This window comes from Serratia liquefaciens, assembly GCF_027594825.1.
In the GTDB taxonomy this organism is placed as follows: domain Bacteria; phylum Pseudomonadota; class Gammaproteobacteria; order Enterobacterales; family Enterobacteriaceae; genus Serratia; species Serratia liquefaciens_A.
In genome coordinates this window covers 2297349-2318131 of record NZ_CP088930.1, presented here as the reverse complement: position 1 = coordinate 2318131, position 20783 = coordinate 2297349, and the positions used below count along the sequence as shown (strand labels likewise).

Here is a 20783-nt window from a genome sequence, read left to right as displayed (position 1 = left end):
GCGTCAGTTTAGATAACAGAGAGTAGTCAAATGGATAAATTTCGTGTGCAGGGCCGGACCCGCCTCAGCGGTGAAGTGGCTATTTCCGGGGCTAAAAACGCCGCCCTGCCGATCCTGTTCGCCGCATTGTTAGCGGAAGAGCCGGTCGAGTTGCAGAATGTCCCGAAGCTGAAGGACATCGACACCACCATTAAGCTACTCAGCCAATTAGGCACCAAGATTGAACGCAACGGCTCCGTATTCGTTGACGCCAGCGGCGTGAACGAGTTCTGTGCGCCCTACGATCTGGTGAAAACCATGCGCGCCTCTATCTGGGCGTTGGGGCCGTTGGTTGCCCGTTTCGGTCGTGGTCAGGTTTCTCTGCCGGGCGGCTGCGCCATCGGTGCGCGTCCGGTCGATCTGCACATTACGGGTCTGGAACAGCTCGGTGCAGAGATCAAACTGGAAGAAGGCTATGTTAAAGCTTCCGTCGATGGCCGCCTGAAGGGCGCGCACATCGTTATGGACAAGGTCAGCGTGGGCGCTACCGTGACCATCATGAGTGCTGCCACCCTGGCGACCGGTACCACCGTGATTGAGAATGCGGCGCGCGAACCGGAAATTGTCGATACCGCCAACTTCCTCAACACGCTGGGTGCAAAAATCACCGGTGCCGGCAGTGACCGCATTACCATCGAGGGCGTTGAACGTCTGGGTGGCGGCGTTTACCGCGTTCTGCCGGATCGCATCGAGACCGGCACTTTCCTGATTGCTGCAGCCGTTTCCGGCGGCAAGGTGATGTGTCGCGACACCCGTCCTGATACGCTGGATGCCGTGTTGGCCAAGCTGCGCGAAGCCGGTGCGGATATCGAAGTGGGCGAAGACTGGATCAGCCTGGATATGCATGGCAAACGCCCTAAAGCGGTGACCGTGCGTACTGCGCCACACCCGGGGTTCCCGACCGATATGCAGGCTCAGTTCAGCCTGCTGAACCTGGTTGCGGAAGGCACCGGCGTGATCACCGAAACCATCTTTGAAAACCGCTTCATGCATGTGCCTGAGCTGATCCGCATGGGCGCACACGCTGAGATCGAGAGCAACACCGTGATTTGCCACGGCGTTGAGCAACTGTCGGGTGCTCAGGTGATGGCGACCGATCTGCGTGCTTCTGCCAGCCTGGTATTGGCCGGTTGCATCGCCGACGGCGTGACCGTGGTCGATCGTATCTATCACATCGACCGTGGTTATGAGCGTATTGAAGACAAGCTGCGCGCGCTGGGTGCTAATATCGAGCGTGTGAAAGGCGAGTAATTTGTCTGACGCCGGGGCCTGGCTCCGGCGTAGTCAATGCAGTATTGAGGGCTCGGCATTGCCGGGCCTTTTTAATTATTGTCTTCCGGGAATTCACCCACGGTCATCTTCAGCGTGATGCGTTTGCCTTCGCGCAGGACCACCACCGGAATTTCCGTACCCGGGCGTATCTCGGCCACCTGATCCATGGTCTCCAACACCGATACCGCAGGCTTGTTGTCCACGTTAATGATCACGTCGTTAATATGGAAACCGGCGTTGCCTGCCGGCCCGCCCTGGGTAATTTCAGTCACGATAATGCCCTGCAGGCGATCGATACCGGAATTGGACGAGCGCAGCGGAATAATCTCTTTGCCCTGAATACCAAAATAACCCCGAATGACGCGGCCGTCGCGGATCAGCTTGTCCATAATCTTGGTGGCCAGTTCGATGGGAATGGCGAAGCCCAGGCCTTCCGGCGTTTCACCGTCGGTGATTTTATCGTAGGTCAGGGTATTGATGCCGATTAACTCGCCCAGGGAGTTGACCAAAGCACCGCCCGAGTTGCCGCGGTTAATCGAGGCATCGGTCTGCAGGAAGGTCTGGCGCCCGGTGGTGCTCATACTGATACGGCCTGTGGCGCTGAGGATCCCCTGAGTCACGGTCTGGCCGAGGTTATAAGGGTTGCCAATCGCCAGCACGACGTCACCCACGTGCGCGGTGCGCGCGTTATTAATCGGGATCACCGGCAGGTTGCCCTGATCTATTTTCAGCACCGCCAGATCGGTCAGGCTGTCCGAGCCGACCAGCAGCGCCTCATAGCGGCGACCGTCCTGCACGACCACGGTAATTTGTTGCGCATCCTTGATCACGTGTCGATTGGTCAGGATATAGCCGCGTTCATTCATGATCACGCCAGAACCCAGCGACAGCACGTTGGCGGTGCCGTTCATGTTGCGGTTGTAGATATTGACTACGGCAGGCGCGGCACGTCGCACCGCCTTGTTGTAACTGACGGGCGTTTCATCACGGGTATTATCATGTTTTTCTGCGAACAAAGCATTGGAAGAACGTAGCACGGGCAAAGCAACCAGCAGCAGGCCGGCAACGATTAGACCAATAACGACGGAGCGCAAGAGCTTAGCAAACATGGAGTTTTAGTACGTGAGATGAAAGATACCGGGAGGATAACATGAGAATACCGGGCGCAGTATGTCACCGCGCCCGGTTTTTAAACAAATATACGATCAGCGCAGCAGCAGATAAATGGTTTCGCCGCCGCGCACGATGTTCAGCGCCATGACCGGTGGTTTGGCCTCAAGCACCTTGCGCAACGCCGTGATGTTCTCAATTCGCTGGCGGTTGACGCCAATGATCACATCGTCTTTTTGCAGCCCGATTTGTGCAGCCGCAGAGCCTTTATCCACTTTATCGATCTTCACGCCTTTTTCACCGCTTGGGATCGCCCCGTTGCTCAGTGAAACCCCCTGCAGGGCTGGGGAAAGCGTTTCGGCATTGGTTGAGGCGCTTTCGCTGTTATCCAGCGTAACGGAAACTTCCTGCGGTTTGCCGTCGCGCAGCAGGCCGACCTTGATGGTTTTCCCCGGTGCGGTGGTACCGACCTTGGCGCGCAGTTCGGCGAAACTGCTGACGGGCTTGCCGTCGACCGAAACCAGGATGTCGCCGGCCTTGATGCCCGCCTTGGCCGCGGCGGATTTCGGCAGCACTTCACTGACGAATGCCCCGCGTTGCGCGTCGGTATTAAAGGCTTTGGCCATATCAGCCGTCATTTCACTGCCTTTAATGCCCAGCAGCCCGCGTTTCACTTCGCCAAACTCGATTAACTGCTGGCTGAGGTTCTGCGCCATGTTGCTCGGAATGGCAAAACCGATACCGACGTTGCCGCCGCTTGGCGCCAAAATGGCGGTGTTGATGCCGATCAGCTCACCATTGAGGTTAACCAGTGCGCCGCCGGAGTTACCGCGGTTGATGGACGCATCGGTCTGAATAAAGTTTTCCAACCCTTCCAGGTTCAGGCCGCTGCGGCCCAAGGCGGAAATGATGCCGGAAGTGGCGGTTTGGCCCAGGCCAAACGGGTTGCCGACGGCCACGGCGAAATCGCCGACCCGCAGTTTATCGGAGTCCGCTATTTTTATAGCGGTCAGGTTTTTCACGTCGTTGAGCTGCAGCAGGGCGATATCGGACTGTTCGTCACGGCCTACCAGCTTGGCGTCCACTTCACGGCCATCGTTCAACTGCACGCTGATTTTATCGGCGTTGTTGATCACGTGGTTGTTGGTCAGTACATAGCCCTTGGCGGCGTCGATGATGACGCCGGAACCCAAGCCTTCAAACGGGCGCGAGCTTTGTTGTTGCCCAGGGCCGCCTGGGCCAAAGAAGCGTCTGAACTCCTCCGGAACTTGCTGGCGCTGTACCTGGGTTCCTTCAACATGCACGCTGACCACTGCGGGCAAGACCTTCTCCAGCATCGGCGCCAGGCTTGGCAGCGGTTGCCCCTGAACGGCGATGGGCATCGCGGCGGTGGCAGCCGGTACGGAGGTCAGTGTGAGGCCAATACTCATTGCCAATGCACTAAGAATTAACGACTTTTTCTTCATTGATAATAGCTCTCTCAATACCTGCCGGTGGAATAGTGATGATAAAGCAGCAGCAATACCATAGTGAAGGGTAAGACCGTGAATTTGCGTGAAAAGTTCACTCAATCGTCAGCGTTAAGGATAGCTCAGTGCAGGGGAATAAGTATGAGGGGGATCAAAAACCCGTGGGGCTGGCCCACGGGCGAAGAACGGCGTTTAGTCGCGACGTGGACGTTCGCCACGCAGCAGGCCTGATGCGCCTTCGGAGTAGTCGCGCGGCATTTCTACCGGCGCCTGGTCGTTATCCGCTTCGGCTTCGGTCAGGCGATAGCGGAACGGATTTTCCTGCATCGGCAGATCCGGCAGCAGGTTGTTGGAGCTTTTCGCCATATGCTGATACAGCTGGCGATAATCGCGTGCCATGTTGTCCAGCAGCTCGGCGCTGCGGGCAAAGTGACCGACCAACTCCTGACGATACTCTTCCAGCTCGGTTTTGCTCTTATCCAACTCGTTCTGCAAAACTTGTTGTTGACGTAATTTACGGTTACCAAAACGCATCGCTACCGCACCAATGACGATACCGACCACCAAACCAATCAGCGCATACTCCCAGGTCATGATGACTCCTATTTTGACTTCGTTGTTCCGCAGGGATTTTTCACTTAATAATATCCACTATAACCGTTAACCTTGTCCGAGTGGAATCCTGATGAGCTTTGACCTGATTTTTGCAGGGTTTTCAGCGCCGCTCAGAGTGGGCATTTGTGGCGATATGAGGGCTAACCGGCCGTAATATGTCGCGAAAATGGGCTAAATAATTTCTAAGCGTTCTTAGGGAACATCGAACAGATGCAGGCACAATCACCGTTATCACGCTACCAGCGGCTGCTTGCTGCGGGGGAATACCAGGCCGATGAGGTTCAACGCCAGGCCGTGACTCAGCTGGATCATATCTATCAGGCCTTGCAGCAAATACCGGTTGCCAGTGCCCCGGTCGGCGGTCTGCGCGGCAAGCTGAGCCGTCTGCTGGGTAAAAGCAGCGAAACGGCAAAACAGCGCCCGGTACAGGGCTTATATATGTGGGGCGGGGTCGGGCGTGGCAAAACCTGGCTGATGGATATGTTCTTCCACAGCCTGCCGGGTGAGCGCAAGCTACGGCTGCATTTCCACCGATTCATGCTGCGGGTGCACGAAGAGCTGACCGAATTACAGGGGCAGGAAAACCCACTGGAAATCATCGCTGATGGGTTCAAGGCGCAAACCGATGTGCTGTGTTTCGACGAGTTCTTTGTTTCAGACATCACCGACGCCATGCTGCTGGCGACGCTGTTACAGGCGTTGTTTGCCCGTGGCATCACGCTGGTCGCTACCTCCAATATTCCGCCGGACGATTTGTATCGCAACGGTCTGCAGCGCGCGCGCTTCCTGCCGGCGATCGATTTGATTAACGAATATTGCGATGTGATGAACGTTGACGCCGGCATTGATTATCGTCTGCGCACCCTGACTCAGGCGCACCTGTATCTGACGCCGCTGGATGAACAAACCCGACAGGCGATGGATCAGATGTTCGTGAAACTGGCCGGCAAGAAAGGCGAGGCGGCACCGGTATTGCAGATCAATCACCGGCCGCTGCAGGTTATCCACGCGGTAGACGGCGTGCTGGCCGTAGATTTTCACACCTTGTGTGAGGAAGCACGCAGCCAGCTTGATTACATCGCCTTATCGCGCTTCTACCACAGCGTTATCCTGTATAATGTGCGCGTGATGGGGCCGCTAAAGGAAAATACCGCACGCCGCTTCCTGGCGTTGGTGGATGAATTCTACGAGCGCCACGTCAAGTTGGTGATCGCCGCCGAAGCCTCGATGTTCGAGATTTACCAGGGCGAGCGGCTGAAGTTCGAGTACCAGCGCTGCCTGTCACGCCTGCAGGAGATGCAAAGCGAGGAATATCTCAAGTTGCCGCATCTGCCGTGATTGCCCGGGGGCGTTACTGCTGGCGCCCCGATTTTCCGCTGCTGGCGATTAATTGCGTTTCCATTCAAAAAGCGTTCGATCTTTGTGAGCGACTTCTCTATAATCTTGCGACCCCACGTTACAACAAAGTTTTTTTCCCAAAAACTTTATAGTGCCGGCAATGGCTATTCGAAGGGGTAGGTTTGCTGGACTTGTATGGTCGTGTGAGCCTCAACTGTTTTCGAGCGTTTGGGTGTTCACCAACGTGTAACTAATTATTGGGTAAGCTTTCTAATGAAAACTTTTACAGCTAAACCAGAGAGCGTTCAACGCGACTGGTACGTTGTTGATGCAGATGGTAAAACTTTAGGCCGTCTCGCTACTGAACTGGCTCGTCGTCTGCGCGGCAAGCATAAAGCGGAATACACCCCGCACGTTGATACCGGTGACTACATCATCGTTCTGAACGCAGAAAAAGTTGCTGTAACCGGCAACAAGCGTACAGACAAGGTGTATTACCACCACACCGGCCACATCGGTGGTATCAAGCAAGCGACCTTTGAAGAGATGATTGCCCGCCGTCCTGAGCGCGTGATTGAAATCGCGGTTAAAGGCATGCTGCCAAAGGGTCCGTTGGGTCGTGCAATGTTCCGTAAACTGAAAGTTTACGCGGGCAACGAGCACACTCATGCGGCACAGCAACCGCAAGTTCTTGACATCTAATCGGGATTATAGGCAATGGCTGAAAATCAATACTACGGCACTGGTCGCCGCAAAAGCTCCGCCGCTCGCGTTTTCATCAAGCCGGGCAGTGGTAACATCGTAATTAACCAGCGCAGCCTGGAACAGTACTTCGGTCGCGAAACTGCCCGCATGGTAGTTCGTCAACCGCTGGAACTGACTGACATGGTTGGTAAATTTGACCTGTACATCACCGTTAAAGGTGGTGGTATCTCTGGTCAAGCTGGTGCTATCCGTCACGGTATCACCCGTGCACTGATGGAGTACGACGAGACTCTGCGTGCAGAATTGCGTAAAGCTGGCTTCGTCACTCGTGACGCCCGTCAGGTTGAACGTAAGAAAGTCGGTCTGCGTAAAGCACGTCGCCGTCCGCAGTTCTCCAAGCGTTAATTTTTTACTGCTTCGGCAGTGGAATTTACGCCAAAAACCCGGTGCTTCACCGGGTTTTTTTATGCCTGAAAATCACGTTACTGCTACTAAAATCTTTGGTATATCAGACAATTCAATACGAATTCGCCGCACAGCCCCCACAAAACAAGCAAAATCTGGTAAACTATCATCCACTTTTGCGCCTGTTCGCCATGCAGCAGTTATCAGTTTACCTCCGAGGCCGGTTTTATGACCTAAGGTTTAGCTGCGAGTTGCTGGCCTGCGGTCAAGATCATTCAGGATAGCAGCCTGTCAGTGGGCTATTCGCAGTATTTTCTAGATAACTTGGAGGTTTTCATGGCTGTCGCTGCCAACAAACGTTCGGTAATGACGCTGTTCTCTGGCCCGACCGACATTTTTAGCCATCAAGTACGTATCGTACTGGCGGAGAAAGGTGTCAGCGTCGAGATTGAGCAGGTTGAGTTGGATAACCTGCCGCAGGATCTGATTGACCTCAATCCGTACCAGACGGTGCCTACGCTGGTCGATCGCGAACTGACCCTGTATGAATCCCGTATCATCATGGAATACCTTGATGAACGCTTCCCGCACCCGCCGTTGATGCCGGTTTATCCGGTCGCGCGTGGCGAGAGCCGCCTGATGATGCTGCGTATCGAGAAAAACTGGTATTCGCTGATGTACAAAATCGAGCAGAGCAACGGTCAGGAAGCTGAATCAGCTCGCCGTCAACTGCGCGAAGAGCTGCTGGCGATTGCCCCTATCTTTGGTCAGACGCCGTATTTCATGAGCGAAGAGTTCAGCCTGGTGGATTGCTACCTGGCGCCGCTGCTGTGGCGTTTGCCGCAGTTAGGCATTGAACTGAGCGGTGCCGGCTCCAAAGAGCTGAAAGGCTACATGACTCGCGTGTTCGAACGCGATGCCTTCCTGGCCTCCCTGACCGAAGCCGAGCGCGAAATGCGCCTGCAGACTCGGGGCTAAGCGTCATGGATATGTCTCAGATGACTCCACGCCGTCCGTACTTGCTGCGGGCGTTCTATGACTGGTTGCTGGACAATCAGCTAACACCGCATCTGGTGGTAGATGTGACGCGTCCTGATGTGCAAGTGCCGATGGAATTCGCCCGCGATGGACAGATTGTTCTGAACATTGCGCCGCGTGCGGTGGGCAATCTGGAACTGGGCAACGACGAAGTGCATTTCAACGCACGTTTCGGCGGTGTGCCGCGTCAGGTTTCTGTGCCAATGGCAGCCGTACTGGCGATCTATGCGCGTGAGAACGGTGCAGGTACCATGTTTGAACCGGAAGCCGCTTATGAAGCGGAAGGCGCGTTTGAAGGCCTGGATAATGAGACGATCCCATCGGAAAGCCTGATGTCGGTGATTGATGGCGATCGGCCGGATCTGAGTGAAGATAACGATTCGGACGATGAACCGCCTCCGCCGCCACGTGGTGGCCGCCCGGCACTGCGCGTGGTGAAATAATCCCGCAGTGGTGCAAGCTCAAAGGTCGCTTCGGCGACCTTTTTTATTGCCTGCGATCCAGCTTGGCTTAGCTTTTCAATGAGGCGATACAGGCGTCACGCGGTGCACTGAGGTCGCCGATACGCACGGTGGTGAGTGCATGGGTGGCGCGCTGCTTGAACGTGGTGATAGCGGTATCGCCTTGCACTTCCGGCGGTGCGGTACAGATATCGTTGATCGGTAAGTTATTGCCTTTATCGAGGGCATGCAGCACCGCTGCAGGGTTATAGACCAACGCGGAAGACAGGGCTGACTTCACGCCGGCGGTAAAGGAGGCGTTGCCGCCGTTGGCCAGTTTAGGGGCCAGAGCGATCCAGTTATCGTCGCCCAGTTTGATGTTTTTTTCTACCGCGGCAAGCTGGCCTGCTTTAGCCAATTGAGCGACCACCGACGCCGCACCGCGTGCCTCAATGTTGTAACCCACTTCCTGAGAGTCGAGCGACATGGCCAGTGAATTGAAGCTGACAACCAGCAGTGCGCCGGTCAGTAAGGGAAAGGAGAATTTCATGGTTAGCTATCCTTATCAAGATATCAGACGCAGCAGCGCCCCTGAGTGATGCTAACTCAATACTATAGCGCGTTGGGTTAAAGGGGGTGTTACAAAGCGTGTGGGCAGCAGTGAAAAAACAAAGGCCCGGCAGTTTTGGCTGCGGGCCCTTGGGGGGAGGTCAGCGGAAGATTACACTTCCAGATAGCTCATGATGCCATCGGCGGCTTTACGCCCCTCAGCAATCGCCGTGACCACCAGGTCAGAACCGCGCACCGCATCGCCACCGGCGAAGATTTTCGGGTTGCTGGTTTGGAAGGCATTATCCGTGCTCTCCGGTGCCACGATGCGGCCTTGCTTGTCGAGCTCGACGTCGTGGGCAGCCAGCCAGTCCATCTGGTGCGGACGGAAACCAAACGCCATGACCACAGCATCGGCATCGATGACGTGCTCGGAGCCTGGCACCTGTTCTGCAACCTGACGACCATTGGCGTCTGGCGCACCCAGTTGGGTACGAACCATTTTCACACCGGCGACGCGGCCGGCGCTGTTCAGTTCGATGCTCAGCGGCTGCAGGTTGAATTTGAAATCAACCCCTTCCTCACGCGCGTTTTTCACTTCGCGCTTGGAGCCTGGCATGTTGGCTTCATCACGACGGTAGGCGCAGATAACCTCGGTGGCGCCCTGGCGGATAGAGGTGCGTACGCAGTCCATTGCGGTATCACCACCGCCCAGCACCACGACGCGCTTGCCTTCCATGCTGACATACGGCTCATGCTGCTCGGCTTGATAACCCATCAGCTGCTTGGTGTTGGCAATCAGGAACGGCAATGCGTCGTAGACCCCCGGCGCGTCTTCATTCTCCAGGCCACCGCGCATCGATTGATAGGTACCGACACCGAGGAACACCGCGTCAAACTCACTCAGCAGCGTTTCCATGGCGATGTCTTTGCCCACTTCAGTGTTGAGCTGGAATTCAATGCCCATCTCGCTGAAGATGCCACGGCGCTTCACCATCACTTCTTTTTCCAGCTTGAAGGCCGGAATGCCGAAGGTCAGCAGGCCACCGATCTCGGGATGGCGATCGTAAACCACCGCTTTCACACCGTTACGGGTCAGCACATCTGCACAGGCCAAGCCGGCAGGACCGGCACCGATAACCGCTACGCGCTTGCCGGTAGGCAGCACATGGGACATGTCGGGTTTCCAGCCCATTTCGATCGCTTTATCGCTGATATAGCGCTCGATATTACCGATGGTCACCGCACCGAACTCATCGTTGAGGGTACAAGAGCCTTCACACAGGCGATCCTGTGGGCAAACGCGGCCGCAGACTTCCGGCAGGCTGTTGGTCTGGTGCGCCAGATCCGCCGCCTCCATGATGCGGCCTTCATTCGCCAGCTTCAGCCAGTTCGGGATGTAGTTGTGAACCGGGCATTTCCATTCGCAATAAGGGTTACCGCAAGACAGGCAGCGGTCCGCCTGCGCTTTCGCCTGAGTTTCCGAAAACGGCTCGTAAATCTCTACAAACTCAATTTTACGGATCTTCAGCGGTTTCTTTGGCGGATCAACGCGCTGCAGGTCGATAAATTGATAAACATTCTGACTCATTTAATGACCTCTTACTGCGCCTGAACCCGCAGCTCGGCTGCGGAACGACTACGGTGACCCAACAATGCTTTGACATCACTGGACTTCGGCTTGACCAGAGCAAACTTCGGTGCCCATTCCGGCCAGTTGGCCAGGATCTCTTCCGCACGCGAAGAACCGGTCGCCTGCACGTGCTCGGTAATCAATCCGCGCAGGTGCTCTTCATGAATTGCCAGTTGGTCGACATCCAACACTTCCACCAGTTCCGGGTTCACACGTTTACGGAACTCGCCGTCTTCATCCAGCACGTAGGCGAAGCCGCCGGTCATGCCCGCACCAAAGTTGATGCCGGTTTTGCCCAACACGCAGACGATGCCGCCGGTCATGTATTCACAACCGTTGTCGCCGATGCCTTCTACCACGGTGATGGCACCGGAGTTGCGTACGGCGAAGCGCTCACCCGCACGGCCCGCAGCGAACAGCTTGCCGCCGGTAGCGCCGTACAGGCAGGTGTTGCCGATGATGCTGGCTTCATGACTGCGGAACGCGGAGCCAATCGGTGGACGCACGGCGATACGGCCGCCAGCCATGCCTTTGCCGACGTAGTCGTTGGCGTCGCCGGTCAGGGTCAGTTCTACGCCGCCCGCATTCCATACGCCGAAGCTCTGGCCGGCGGTACCGGAGAAGTAGGCCTTGATCGGATCGGCCGCCATGCCCTGGTCGCCGTGCACGGTAGCGATGGCTCCGGACAGGGTAGCGCCGACAGAGCGGTCGGTGTTGCGGATATCGAAGTAGAAGGCTTTGCTGCTTTTCGCTTCAATATGCGGTTCCGCCTGCGCCAGCAGATCCTTGTTCATCAACCCTTGGTCGAACGGTGGGTTGCTGCTTTCGGTGCAATGCAGCGCCTTGCCCGGATGCGGCGTGGCAGTTTTCAGCAACGGCGACAGATCCAGCTTGTTCTGCTTGGCGGAGATACCGTCCAGCTCGGTCAGGAAATCGGTACGACCAATCAGATCCACCAGTTGGCTGACCCCTAATTGCGCCATGATCTCGCGGGTTTCGCGCGCGATAAACTGGAAGTAATTGGTCACGCGTTCCGGCAGGCCGTGGTAATGATCGCGGCGCAGTTTTTCATCCTGAGTTGCCACGCCGGTTGCGCAGTTGTTCAGGTGACAGATACGCAGGTACTTACAACCCAGCGCCACCATAGGGCCGGTGCCGAAGCCGAAGCTTTCTGCGCCCAGAATTGCTGCTTTAACGATATCCACGCCGGTTTTCAGGCCACCGTCCACCTGCAGGCGAATTTTATGGCGCAGGCCGTTGGCTACCAACGCTTGCTGGGTTTCCACCAGGCCCAATTCCCACGGACAGCCGGCGTATTTCACTGAAGACAGTGGGCTGGCGCCGGTACCGCCGTCGTAGCCGGCAATGGTGATCAGATCCGCATAGGCTTTTGCCACGCCGGTCGCGATGGTGCCCACGCCCGGTTCGGAAACCAGCTTCACCGAGATCATGGCCTTCGGGTTGACCTGTTTCAGGTCGAAGATCAGCTGTGCCAGATCTTCAATCGAGTAGATGTCGTGGTGCGGTGGCGGCGAGATCAGCGTCACGCCCGGTACCGAATAACGCAGCTTGGCGATATAAGGGGTAACCTTATCCCCCGGCAACTGGCCGCCTTCACCCGGCTTGGCTCCTTGCGCCACTTTAATTTGGATCACATCGGCATTCACCAGATAAGCCGGCGTCACGCCGAAACGGCCGGATGCCACCTGCTTGATGCGCGACACCTTATTGGTGCCGTAACGGGCCGGATCTTCACCGCCTTCGCCGGAGTTGGAGAAACCGCCGAGGCTGTTCATGGCAATGGCCAACGACTCGTGCGCTTCAGGGCTCAGGGCACCGATAGACATCGCCGCGGTATCGAAACGTTTGAACAGCGATTCAGCAGGCTCAACCTGATCAACCGGAATTGGCGTGCCCTTCGGCGTGATGGCCAACAGGTCGCGCAGCATGGCCACCGGACGCTCGTTCACCAGCTTGGCATAAGTCTGATAGTCGCTGTACTTGCCGCTGTGCACTGCCGTTTGCAACGTGCTCACCACGTCAGGGTTGTACGCATGGTACTCGCCGTCGTGGACGAACTTCAGCAGGCCGCCCTGTTCCAGCGGTTTACGTTTCAACCACGCACGCTTGGACAGGTTCTGCAGATCCTGTTGGATGTCGCTGAAGCTGGCGCCGCCGATGCGGCTGACCACGCCCTGGAAACACAAATCGGACAGATCGCGGTGCAGGCCGACGGCCTCGAACAGTTTGGCGCAGCGGTAAGAGGCGATAGTAGATATGCCCATTTTGGACATGATCTTGTACAAGCCCTTATTGATGCCGTTGCGGTAGTTCAGCATCACGTCGCGGTATTTCTTGTCGATTGCCTGGGTATCTACCAACTTGGCCAGCGTTTCGTAAGCCAGGTAGGGGTAGACCGCCGTCGCACCAAAGCCTAACAGTACGGCGAAATGGTGTGGATCGCGGGCACTGGCGGTTTCAACAATGATGTTGGCATCGCAGCGCAGGCTTTTCTCGACCAGACGGGTCTGGATCGCACCGACGGCCATTGGCGCAGGCACCGGCAGGCGTTGGGGGGTGATGGCACGGTCTGACAGCACCAGCAGCACGGCCCCGTCGCGGACTTTACGTTCCGCTTCGTCGCACAGCGAACGGATGGTCTGCTCCAGATCCTGCTCCGCCGGATCAAAGGTCAGATCGAGCGTGTCGGCCCGATAGTATTCGCCTTCCAGCGTAGTGAGCTGTTTGAAATCGGAGTAAAGCAGGATCGGCGATTTAAAGCTTAAACGGTGCGCCTGGCCTTCGGCCTCGCAAAACACGTTCATTTCACGGCCGATACTGGTGGCCAGCGACATGACGTGCGCTTCGCGCAGCGGATCGATAGGCGGGTTGGTCACCTGAGCGAACTGCTGACGGAAATAGTCATAGATGATGCGTGGGCGGCTGGACAGCACGGCAAACGGGGTATCGTCACCCATTGAGCCGGTAGCTTCCTGGCCAATCTCGCCCAGCACACGGATCACCTGATCCAGTTCTTCGCTGCTGTAGCCGAACTGTTTCTGGTAAGTCTCGAGCTGCGAGTCGTCAAGCTCACGACTGCCGACCTGATCGGCCGGCAGGTCTTCGAACGGCACCAGCCGCTTGACGTTCTTTTCCATCCACTCCTTATACGGGTGGCGGCTTTTGAGATCGTCGTCGGTTTCGGCAGAGTGCAGGATCTTGCCGCTGCGGGTATCGATCACCATCAGCTCGCCGGGGCCCACGCGGCCTTTCTCTACCACTTCATCCGGCTGGTAATCCCAGATGCCGACTTCAGAAGCACAGGTAATCAGCTTGTCTTTGGTGATGACGTAGCGTGCCGGACGCAGACCGTTACGGTCCAGGTTACAGGCGGCGTAGCGGCCATCGGACATCACAATACCCGCAGGGCCGTCCCACGGCTCCATGTGCATCGAGTTGAAGTCGAAGAAGGCGCGCAGATCGGTGTCCATATCCGGGTTGTTCTGCCAGGCTGGCGGAACCAGCAGGCGCATGGCGCGGATCAAATCCATACCGCCAGCCAGCAACAGCTCCAGCATGTTATCCAGCGAGCTGGAGTCGGAACCGGTTTCGTTAACGAACGGCGCTGCCGTTTGCAGATCCGGGATCAGCGGCGTCTGGAATTTATAAGTACGGGCGCGCGCCCATTGGCGGTTGCCGGTGATGGTGTTGATTTCGCCGTTGTGCGCCAGATAGCGGAACGGCTGCGCCAGCGGCCAGCGCGGTACGGTATTGGTGGAAAAACGCTGGTGGAACAGGCAGATGGCCGACTCCAGACGCAGGTCCGCCAAATCAAGATAGAAACGGGGCAGATCCGCAGGCATGCACAGGCCTTTATAGATCGTCACCAGATTCGAAAAGCTGCAAACATAGAAGCTGTCGTCCTGGACGCGCTTCTCGATACGGCGACGCGCGATAAACAGGCGGCGTTCCATATCGCGTGGACGCCAACCGGCCGGGGCGTTAACGAAAATCTGTTCAATACGCGGCAGGGAGGAGAGGGCGATTTCACCCAAAACGTCCGGGTTGGTCGGCACTTCACGCCAGCCAACAACCGACAGCGTTTCGTTCTGCAGCTCTTCTTCTACAATGCGGCGGCTGGCACGGGCTTCCTCTTCGTTCTGGCTGAGGAACATCATGCCAACGGCGTAGTTCTTGGCTAAGCGCCAGCTGCGCTCTTCCGCCACCATGCGGAAAAAGCGGTCGGGCTTTTGTAATAACAGGCCGCAACCGTCGCCAGTCTTGCCGTCAGCAAGGATTGCGCCACGGTGCTGCATGCGGGCCAGTGCGTGAATAGCGGTACGCACGACCTTATGGCTAGGTTCGCCTTCTATGTGGGCGATCAGGCCGAAACCACAGTTGTCCCGCTCTTGGGATTTATCGTACAACATATCAGTGAACCTCCCCAGGCTCTGCGTGACTCTCACAACCGACTCACGAGCGGGCTTCTCAACGTCAGGCAGAAGTCCAATCAGCAAGCTGAATATCGCCGATCTGCTTTTCCGCCCTCCGTCAATGGCCTCTCGTGATGGTGCTCACAAGTGGTAAATGACTTGTTTTAAGAGGGAGTCTTAAATTACTGCATAAATATGACGAGACGTTTGCCCGTCCAGAAAGCTTCCAGCGGACTTCCAACTTAGCGAGAAAGAATACGCAGGTCAAATATAGGCCTAAGGGGGTTTTCTAATGAAATAATTGTATTTAATTATTTGATATTAATTGTTTTTTGGCGTTTTTTGAGCTTGCGCAGAGGAGCGTCGCCCCCCGAAGAAATGTGAGCTGTCTCACTATAGTGCAACGCCTGAATCTCTGCACCATGCTAGTGCGGGTGGGAATGTCAGAGTTTTATTCTAATAACTTATTCTTTTTTGTTGTTTGCAACTATTTTTCATCGCAATGTCATACTGGCGTTAACGGTTGCGTAGAAATAAGAAAAATTCATCTCGGTCAGGATGATTTTATTTGCATTTATAATGAATAGTTATGCTTGGTGAAGCCTTGCGGAGAAAGCGTTGATCTCTGTCATCGCGGGAAAAGCCGTTTTTTATTAGCATCACGGGCTTTGAGCACAGAGACCCCCAAGATTATGCAGTTGCCGCAATTAGTCAATATGTTTGGTGCCGACCTTCAGCGGCGATACGGCGAAAAGATCCATAAACTCACGCTGCACGGCGGGTTCAGTTGCCCGAACCGCGACGGCACGCTGGGGCGCGGTGGCTGTACCTTCTGCAATGTCGCTTCATTTGCCGATGAACAGATGCAGCATCAAAGCATCGCCGAACAGTTGGCGCTGCAGGCCGGCAGGGTGAATCGCGCAAAACGCTACCTGGCCTATTTCCAGGCCTATACCAGTACTTATGCAGAAGTGAATCTGCTGGCGGAAATGTATCGCCAGGCGTTGGGCCAGGCGGATATGGTCGGCATTTGTGTCGGAACCCGGCCGGACTGCGTACCACCTGCCGCCCTGGATCTGCTGGCGAGTTACCGCGAAAAAGGCTACGAAGTGTGGCTGGAGCTCGGGTTGCAGACGGCGCACGATAAAACGCTAAAGCGCATCAACCGCGGCCATAATTTCTCCTGTTATCAGCACACCGCCCAACGGGCACGCGAGCGCGGGCTGAAGGTATGCAGCCATCTGATTGTCGGGCTGCCGGGGGAAACCGCAGCCGACCACTTGACCACCTTACAACGGGTGGTGGACAGCGGTGTGGATGGCATCAAGCTGCATCCGCTGCACATCGTGATTGGCAGCACGCTGGCGCGGGCCTGGCAGGCGGGCCGGCTGCCTGAACTGTCGCTTGAGGCCTATGCCGCCAGCGCCGGGGAGATGATTCGCCATACGCCGCAGGAGGTGGTATATCACCGTATTTCCGCCAGCGCGCGTCGGCCGACGCTGCTGGCACCGTTATGGTGCGAAAACCGCTGGAACGGCATGCAGGCGGTCGGCGGCTATTTGCAGCGCCATGGCGGGCAGGGCAGCCGATTGGATGAAAAGCAGCAATATCGCCCTTGATCGCTGTTTTGATTTGCAATCTTTCCCACACTTCGGCGTTTGCTTCCTTATCTCCTCGGTGTTTTACGGTATGATTTAGACGATTCTGTCTGATGGGAGCGGCTATGAAGCAAATCCGGGTGTTAGCCCAGTACTACGTTGATTTAATGGTAAAACTGGGGCTGGTACGCTTTTCGCTGCTGTTGGCGTCGGCGCTGGTGGTGCTGGCGATGGTGGTGCAGATGGCGGTGACCATGCTGCTGCGCGGCGAAGTGGAAAGCATCGACGTGGTGCGCTCAATCTTCTTCGGCCTGTTGATTACGCCCTGGGCAGTCTACTTTCTGTCGGTGGTGGTCGAACAGCTTGAAGAATCACGCCAGCGCCTGGCGCGGCTGGTGGATAAGCTGGAAGAAATGCGCCACCGCGACCTGGAGCTGAACCAGCAGCTTAAAGATAACATCAGCCAGCTGAATCAGGAAATTGCCGACCGTATCAAGGCGGAAGAAGAGCGCCAGCAGGTGATGGACAAGCTGACGGAAGAGATGGAACAGCGTGAACTGGCGCAAATCGAACTGGGCCAGCAGTCGGCGCTGTTGCGTTCTTTCCTCGATGCCTCACCGGACCTGGTGTATTACCGCAACGAAGACAAAGAATTCTCCGGCTGTAACCGGGCGATGGAGCTGCTGACCGGCAAAAGCGAAAAACAGCTGATTGGCCTGACGCCGTACGACGTTTACGGCCAGGAAATCGCCGAAAAGGTGATAGAAACCGATGAGAAAGTGTTCCGCCACAACGTTTCGCTGACCTATGAACAGTGGCTGGTCTATCCGGACGGGCGCAAGGCCTGTTTTGAGCTGCGCAAAGTGCCGTTTTACGACCGCGTTGGCAAACGGCATGGGCTGATGGGCTTTGGCCGCGATATAACCGAGCGTAAGCGCTATCAGGACGCGTTGGAGAACGCCAGCAGGGACAAGACCACCTTCATCTCCACGATCAGCCACGAGCTTCGTACGCCGCTTAACGGCATTGTCGGGCTGAGCCGCATTCTGCTCGATACCGAGTTAAACGACGAACAGCTGAAATACCTCAAAACCATCCATGTCAGCGCCATTACCCTGGGCAATATCTTCAACGACATTATCGAGATGGACAAGCTTGAGCGGCGCAAGGTGCAGCTCGACAATCAACCGGTAGATTTTACCGGCTTCCTGGCGGACCTGGAAAACCTCTCCGGCCTGTTGGCTCAGCCGAAAGGCCTGCAGTTTGTGATGGAGCCGCAGCCACCGCTGCCGCAGCAAATCATTACCGATGGTACCCGCCTGCGTCAGATCCTATGGAACCTGATCGGCAATGCGGTGAAATTCACACCGCAGGGGCAAATTGTGGTCCGCGTGCGGCGTGAGGAGCAGGATCGGCTGGTGTTTGAGGTGGAAGACTCCGGCATGGGCATTCCGCAGGATGAACAGGACAAGATCTTCGCCATGTATTATCAGGTCAAGGACCAGCACGGCGGTCGTCCGGCAACCGGCACCGGCATTGGGCTGGCGGTTTCCAAGCGCCTGGCGCAGAGCATGGGCGGCGATATCACCGTCAACAGCGTGCAAGGGCACGGTTCTTGCTTCACTTTGACCATCCAGGCGCCGGCGGTGCAGGAAGCGGAAAGTGAAACGCAGGCGGAAGAGGCCTTGCCATTACCGGCGCTGCATATCCTGCTGGTCGAAGATATCGAGCTGAACGTGATTGTGGCGCGTTCGGTGCTGGAGAAGCTGGGCAACAGCGTCGAAGTGGCGATGAACGGCAAGGATGCGCTGGCGATGTTTGATCCGGACGAGTTCGATCTGGTGTTGCTGGATATCCAATTGCCGGATATGACCGGGCTGGATATCGCCCGGGTGCTGCGAGAGCGCTATGCCGGGCAGGCGTTGCCGCCGCTGGTTGCATTGACCGCCAACGTGCTGAAAGACAAGAAAGAGTATCTCGACGCGGGGATGGACGACGTGCTGAGCAAGCCGCTGTCGGTGCCGGCGCTGACCAAGGTGATTAAACATTACTGGGATCATCAACCCTCTCACACCACAAAGAAAATGGAGCAAAAGACGATGCAAATTAATGAGTCTTTACTGGATACCACCATGCTGGAACAGTACATGGACCTGGTGGGGCCGCAGTTGATCCATCAGAGCCTGGAGATGTTTGAGCAAATGATGCCGGGCTATCTGGCGGTGCTGGATTCCAATATGACCGCGCGCGACCAGAAAGGCATCACGGAAGAAGGGCACAAGATTAAAGGCGCTGCGGGTTCGGTGGGGCTGCGCCATCTGCAACAGCTGGCACAGCAAATTCAAACCCCGACGTTGCCGGCATGGTGGGATAACGTGCAGGACTGGGTGGATGAGCTGAAGCAGGAGTGGCGTAACGATGTGCAGGTACTGCGAGCGTGGGTAGCGGAAGCTGAAAAAAAATGACCCCGACCTAGGCCGGGGTGCGCGAATATTGCGCCAACACCAGGGAAATTGTGAACCTGCGTATTGGATTTAGTGTTCTGGTCGAGCAGGTTGTAGAGAATTCCTAAACATCATACAGCCAACAACATACCAAATGTAAGCGCTCTTGTTAGAAGATTCATTAAAATGTGTGATGTAGATTAGTGTTTGTCTACTCCGAGCACTAACCAGTTGACAGTATCAACAGGAGGAAGGGTGATGAAAAACGTGGGCGTAGTGCTGAGCGGCTGTGGGGTTTATGACGGTACGGAGATCCATGAGGCCGTCCTGACGCTGCTGGCGTTGGACCGGGCAGGCGCGCAGGCGGTGTGCTTTGCCCCTGATAAACCTCAACTTCATGTTATTAATCACTTATCTGGCGATGAAATGCCGGAGGCGCGCAATGTTTTGCTGGAGTCCGCACGCATTGCGAGAGGCAAGATCCAGCCGCTTTCACAGGCCGATGCCGACCAACTGGACGCCCTGATCGTCCCCGGCGGGTTTGGTGCGGCAAAGAACCTCAGCAGTTTTGCCAGCGAAGGGGCGGAATGCTGGATTGATAAAGATTTGGCGAAGCTAACGCAAGAAATGCATAAGGCAAATAAACCAATCGGTTTTATGTGCATTGCGCCGGCGCTGCTGCCAAAGCTGCTGGATCAACAAGTGCGGCTGACCATTGGCAACGATCCTGACCTCGGTGAAGTGATTGATGCCATGGGCGGTGAGCCGGTCATTTGTCCGGTTGACGATATCGTGGTGGATATTGAGAACAAAGTGGTGACCACGCCGGCCTATATGTTGGCGAAATCAATCGGTGAGGCTGCCCGCGGGATTGATAAGCTGGTTTCACGGGTGCTGGACTTGGCTGAATGAGAAAGTCTGTGGGCAAATCGATGCTATCCCGGCCATGGTTTTGGTTGAAACGCGCCGCGATCGCGGTGGTCGGGGTATGGCTGCTGGGCATCGTGGCCTTCGCTTTTTTGCCGGTGCCTTTTTCGGCGGTGATGGTAGAGCGGCAGATCGGCGCCTGGCTGAGGGGCGATTTTGGCTATGTGGCGCATTCCGACTGGGTGTCGATGGACGAGATTTCCCCGCAGATGGCGCTGGCGGTGATGGCGGCGGAAGATCAGAAGTTCCCGGATCACTGGGGTTTTGACGTGGCGGCGATAGAAAAAGCGTTCAGCCACAATGAACGTCGACCTACGCGCATTCGCGGCGCTTCGACGCTGTCGCAGCAAACCGCGAAGAACCTGTTTCTGTGGGATGGCCGCAGCTGGTTGCGCAAAGGATTGGAGGCCGGTTTGACCTCCGGCATTGAGCTGGTGTGGACCAAGCGTCGGATCCTGACGGTATACCTGAATATCGTGGAGTTCGGTGACGGCGTGTTCGGCGTAGAGGAAGCGTCACGGCGCTACTTCAATAAACCGGCCAAGCGCCTGACCGCCTCGGAGGCCGCGTTGCTGGCAGCCGTGCTGCCCAATCCGCATCGCTTCAAGGCCAATGCGCCTTCCGGCTATGTCATACAGCGACAGCAGTGGATCATGCGCCAGATGCGTCAGTTGGGTGGGGAAGGTTTCCTGAAAGAGAATAAGCTGGATTAACCAAGAGATACCCTGCTTTCGGGCAAGGTATCTCTCTCTTCAGCGGCTAGTCCGC

The 20783-nt window shown here is 56.3% G+C and carries 16 protein-coding genes; 10 read left to right on the top strand and 6 right to left on the bottom strand.

The features are described 5' to 3' along the window. Nucleotides 1–30: 30 nt before the first annotated feature. The gene (gene murA / locus LQ945_RS10495) at nucleotides 31–1290 is read left to right on the top strand and encodes a UDP-N-acetylglucosamine 1-carboxyvinyltransferase (RefSeq protein ID WP_020831849.1); all 1260 of its coding nucleotides are present in this window, start codon (nucleotides 31–33) and stop codon (nucleotides 1288–1290) included. Nucleotides 1291–1361: 71 nt separating this feature from the next. Here murA and degS read toward each other — a convergent pair whose 3' ends face one another. The 3 genes from degS to zapG form a co-directional block, all read right to left on the bottom strand. After that, nucleotides 1362–2420: an outer membrane-stress sensor serine endopeptidase DegS gene (gene degS / locus LQ945_RS10490; protein WP_270102846.1), complete on the bottom strand. Its 1059-nt coding sequence runs from the start codon at nucleotides 2418–2420 to the stop codon at nucleotides 1362–1364. Between the two features lie 96 nt (nucleotides 2421–2516). After that, on the bottom strand, nucleotides 2517–3887 hold the full coding sequence (degQ, locus tag LQ945_RS10485) for a serine endoprotease DegQ (RefSeq protein WP_270102845.1): 1371 nt from the start codon (nucleotides 3885–3887) through the stop codon (nucleotides 2517–2519). Between the two features lie 195 nt (nucleotides 3888–4082). Beyond that, a complete protein-coding gene (zapG, locus tag LQ945_RS10480) occupies nucleotides 4083–4484 on the bottom strand; it encodes a Z-ring associated protein ZapG (protein ID WP_020831844.1) in 402 nt (133 codons plus the stop codon). Between the two features lie 231 nt (nucleotides 4485–4715). On the opposite strand from zapG, the gene zapE reads away from it, so the two are divergent. From zapE to sspB, 5 genes are all read left to right on the top strand, one after another. Next, the gene (gene zapE, locus LQ945_RS10475) at nucleotides 4716–5843 is read left to right on the top strand and encodes a cell division protein ZapE (RefSeq protein WP_270102844.1); all 1128 of its coding nucleotides are present in this window, start codon (nucleotides 4716–4718) and stop codon (nucleotides 5841–5843) included. Between the two features lie 273 nt (nucleotides 5844–6116). Further along, a complete protein-coding gene (gene rplM / locus LQ945_RS10470) occupies nucleotides 6117–6545 on the top strand; it encodes a 50S ribosomal protein L13 (RefSeq protein ID WP_020831840.1) in 429 nt (142 codons plus the stop codon). A gap of 15 nt (nucleotides 6546–6560) precedes the next feature. Further along, nucleotides 6561–6953: a 30S ribosomal protein S9 gene (gene rpsI / locus LQ945_RS10465; RefSeq protein WP_020831838.1), complete on the top strand. Its 393-nt coding sequence runs from the start codon at nucleotides 6561–6563 to the stop codon at nucleotides 6951–6953. Between the two features lie 336 nt (nucleotides 6954–7289). After that, the gene (gene sspA / locus LQ945_RS10460) at nucleotides 7290–7931 is read left to right on the top strand and encodes a stringent starvation protein SspA (protein ID WP_012147043.1); all 642 of its coding nucleotides are present in this window, start codon (nucleotides 7290–7292) and stop codon (nucleotides 7929–7931) included. Nucleotides 7932–7936: 5 nt separating this feature from the next. Beyond that, complete coding sequence (gene sspB / locus LQ945_RS10455) at nucleotides 7937–8434, top strand: ClpXP protease specificity-enhancing factor (protein WP_046372555.1); 498 nt, start codon at nucleotides 7937–7939, stop codon at nucleotides 8432–8434. A 67-nt stretch (nucleotides 8435–8501) separates the two neighbouring features. Here sspB and LQ945_RS10450 read toward each other — a convergent pair whose 3' ends face one another. The 3 genes from LQ945_RS10450 to gltB form a co-directional block, all read right to left on the bottom strand. Further along, nucleotides 8502–8981 (bottom strand): hypothetical protein, encoded by a 480-nt coding sequence (locus LQ945_RS10450; protein WP_044553652.1) that lies wholly within the window; start codon nucleotides 8979–8981, stop codon nucleotides 8502–8504. Between the two features lie 171 nt (nucleotides 8982–9152). Further along, nucleotides 9153–10571: a glutamate synthase small subunit gene (locus tag LQ945_RS10445; protein WP_044553650.1), complete on the bottom strand. Its 1419-nt coding sequence runs from the start codon at nucleotides 10569–10571 to the stop codon at nucleotides 9153–9155. Between the two features lie 11 nt (nucleotides 10572–10582). Further along, complete coding sequence (gene gltB / locus LQ945_RS10440) at nucleotides 10583–15043, bottom strand: glutamate synthase large subunit (protein WP_044553648.1); 4461 nt, start codon at nucleotides 15041–15043, stop codon at nucleotides 10583–10585. Nucleotides 15044–15738: 695 nt separating this feature from the next. Here gltB and LQ945_RS10435 point away from each other — a divergent pair. The 4 genes from LQ945_RS10435 to mtgA all read left to right on the top strand — a co-directional run bounded on the left by LQ945_RS10435 (nucleotide 15739) and on the right by mtgA (nucleotide 20728). Continuing rightward, nucleotides 15739–16665, top strand: coding sequence for a TIGR01212 family radical SAM protein (locus LQ945_RS10435; protein WP_270102979.1), 927 nt, complete (start codon nucleotides 15739–15741; stop codon nucleotides 16663–16665). A 104-nt stretch (nucleotides 16666–16769) separates the two neighbouring features. Beyond that, nucleotides 16770–19109 carry an aerobic respiration two-component sensor histidine kinase ArcB gene (gene arcB, locus LQ945_RS10430; protein WP_182822165.1) on the top strand — a complete coding sequence of 780 codons (2340 nt, stop codon included), beginning with the start codon at nucleotides 16770–16772 and terminating at the stop codon, nucleotides 19107–19109. Between the two features lie 237 nt (nucleotides 19110–19346). Further along, complete coding sequence (gene elbB, locus LQ945_RS10425) at nucleotides 19347–20000, top strand: isoprenoid biosynthesis glyoxalase ElbB (RefSeq protein ID WP_044553642.1); 654 nt, start codon at nucleotides 19347–19349, stop codon at nucleotides 19998–20000. Then, nucleotides 19997–20728: a monofunctional biosynthetic peptidoglycan transglycosylase gene (gene mtgA / locus LQ945_RS10420; RefSeq protein ID WP_044553640.1), complete on the top strand. Its 732-nt coding sequence runs from the start codon at nucleotides 19997–19999 to the stop codon at nucleotides 20726–20728. Before elbB ends, mtgA begins: the two co-directional genes overlap by 4 nt. Nucleotides 20729–20783: the final 55 nt, after the last annotated feature.

Excerpts from the sequence above, each read along its gene's own strand:
- murA (WP_020831849.1), top strand. The coding sequence starts at position 31 with ATGGATAAATTTCGTGTGCAGGGCCGGACCCGCCTCAGCGGTGAAGTG.
- degS (WP_270102846.1), bottom strand. The coding sequence starts at position 2,420 with ATGTTTGCTAAGCTCTTGCGCTCCGTCGTTATTGGTCTAATCGTTGCC.
- degQ (WP_270102845.1), bottom strand. The coding sequence starts at position 3,887 with ATGAAGAAAAAGTCGTTAATTCTTAGTGCATTGGCAATGAGTATTGGC.
- zapG (WP_020831844.1), bottom strand. The coding sequence starts at position 4,484 with ATGACCTGGGAGTATGCGCTGATTGGTTTGGTGGTCGGTATCGTCATT.
- zapE (WP_270102844.1), top strand. The coding sequence starts at position 4,716 with ATGCAGGCACAATCACCGTTATCACGCTACCAGCGGCTGCTTGCTGCG.
- rplM (WP_020831840.1), top strand. The coding sequence starts at position 6,117 with ATGAAAACTTTTACAGCTAAACCAGAGAGCGTTCAACGCGACTGGTAC.
- rpsI (WP_020831838.1), top strand. The coding sequence starts at position 6,561 with ATGGCTGAAAATCAATACTACGGCACTGGTCGCCGCAAAAGCTCCGCC.
- sspA (WP_012147043.1), top strand. The coding sequence starts at position 7,290 with ATGGCTGTCGCTGCCAACAAACGTTCGGTAATGACGCTGTTCTCTGGC.
- sspB (WP_046372555.1), top strand. The coding sequence starts at position 7,937 with ATGGATATGTCTCAGATGACTCCACGCCGTCCGTACTTGCTGCGGGCG.
- LQ945_RS10450 (WP_044553652.1), bottom strand. The coding sequence starts at position 8,981 with ATGAAATTCTCCTTTCCCTTACTGACCGGCGCACTGCTGGTTGTCAGC.
- LQ945_RS10445 (WP_044553650.1), bottom strand. The coding sequence starts at position 10,571 with ATGAGTCAGAATGTTTATCAATTTATCGACCTGCAGCGCGTTGATCCG.
- gltB (WP_044553648.1), bottom strand. The coding sequence starts at position 15,043 with ATGTTGTACGATAAATCCCAAGAGCGGGACAACTGTGGTTTCGGCCTG.
- LQ945_RS10435 (WP_270102979.1), top strand. The coding sequence starts at position 15,739 with ATGCAGTTGCCGCAATTAGTCAATATGTTTGGTGCCGACCTTCAGCGG.
- arcB (WP_182822165.1), top strand. The coding sequence starts at position 16,770 with ATGAAGCAAATCCGGGTGTTAGCCCAGTACTACGTTGATTTAATGGTA.
- elbB (WP_044553642.1), top strand. The coding sequence starts at position 19,347 with ATGAAAAACGTGGGCGTAGTGCTGAGCGGCTGTGGGGTTTATGACGGT.
- mtgA (WP_044553640.1), top strand. The coding sequence starts at position 19,997 with ATGAGAAAGTCTGTGGGCAAATCGATGCTATCCCGGCCATGGTTTTGG.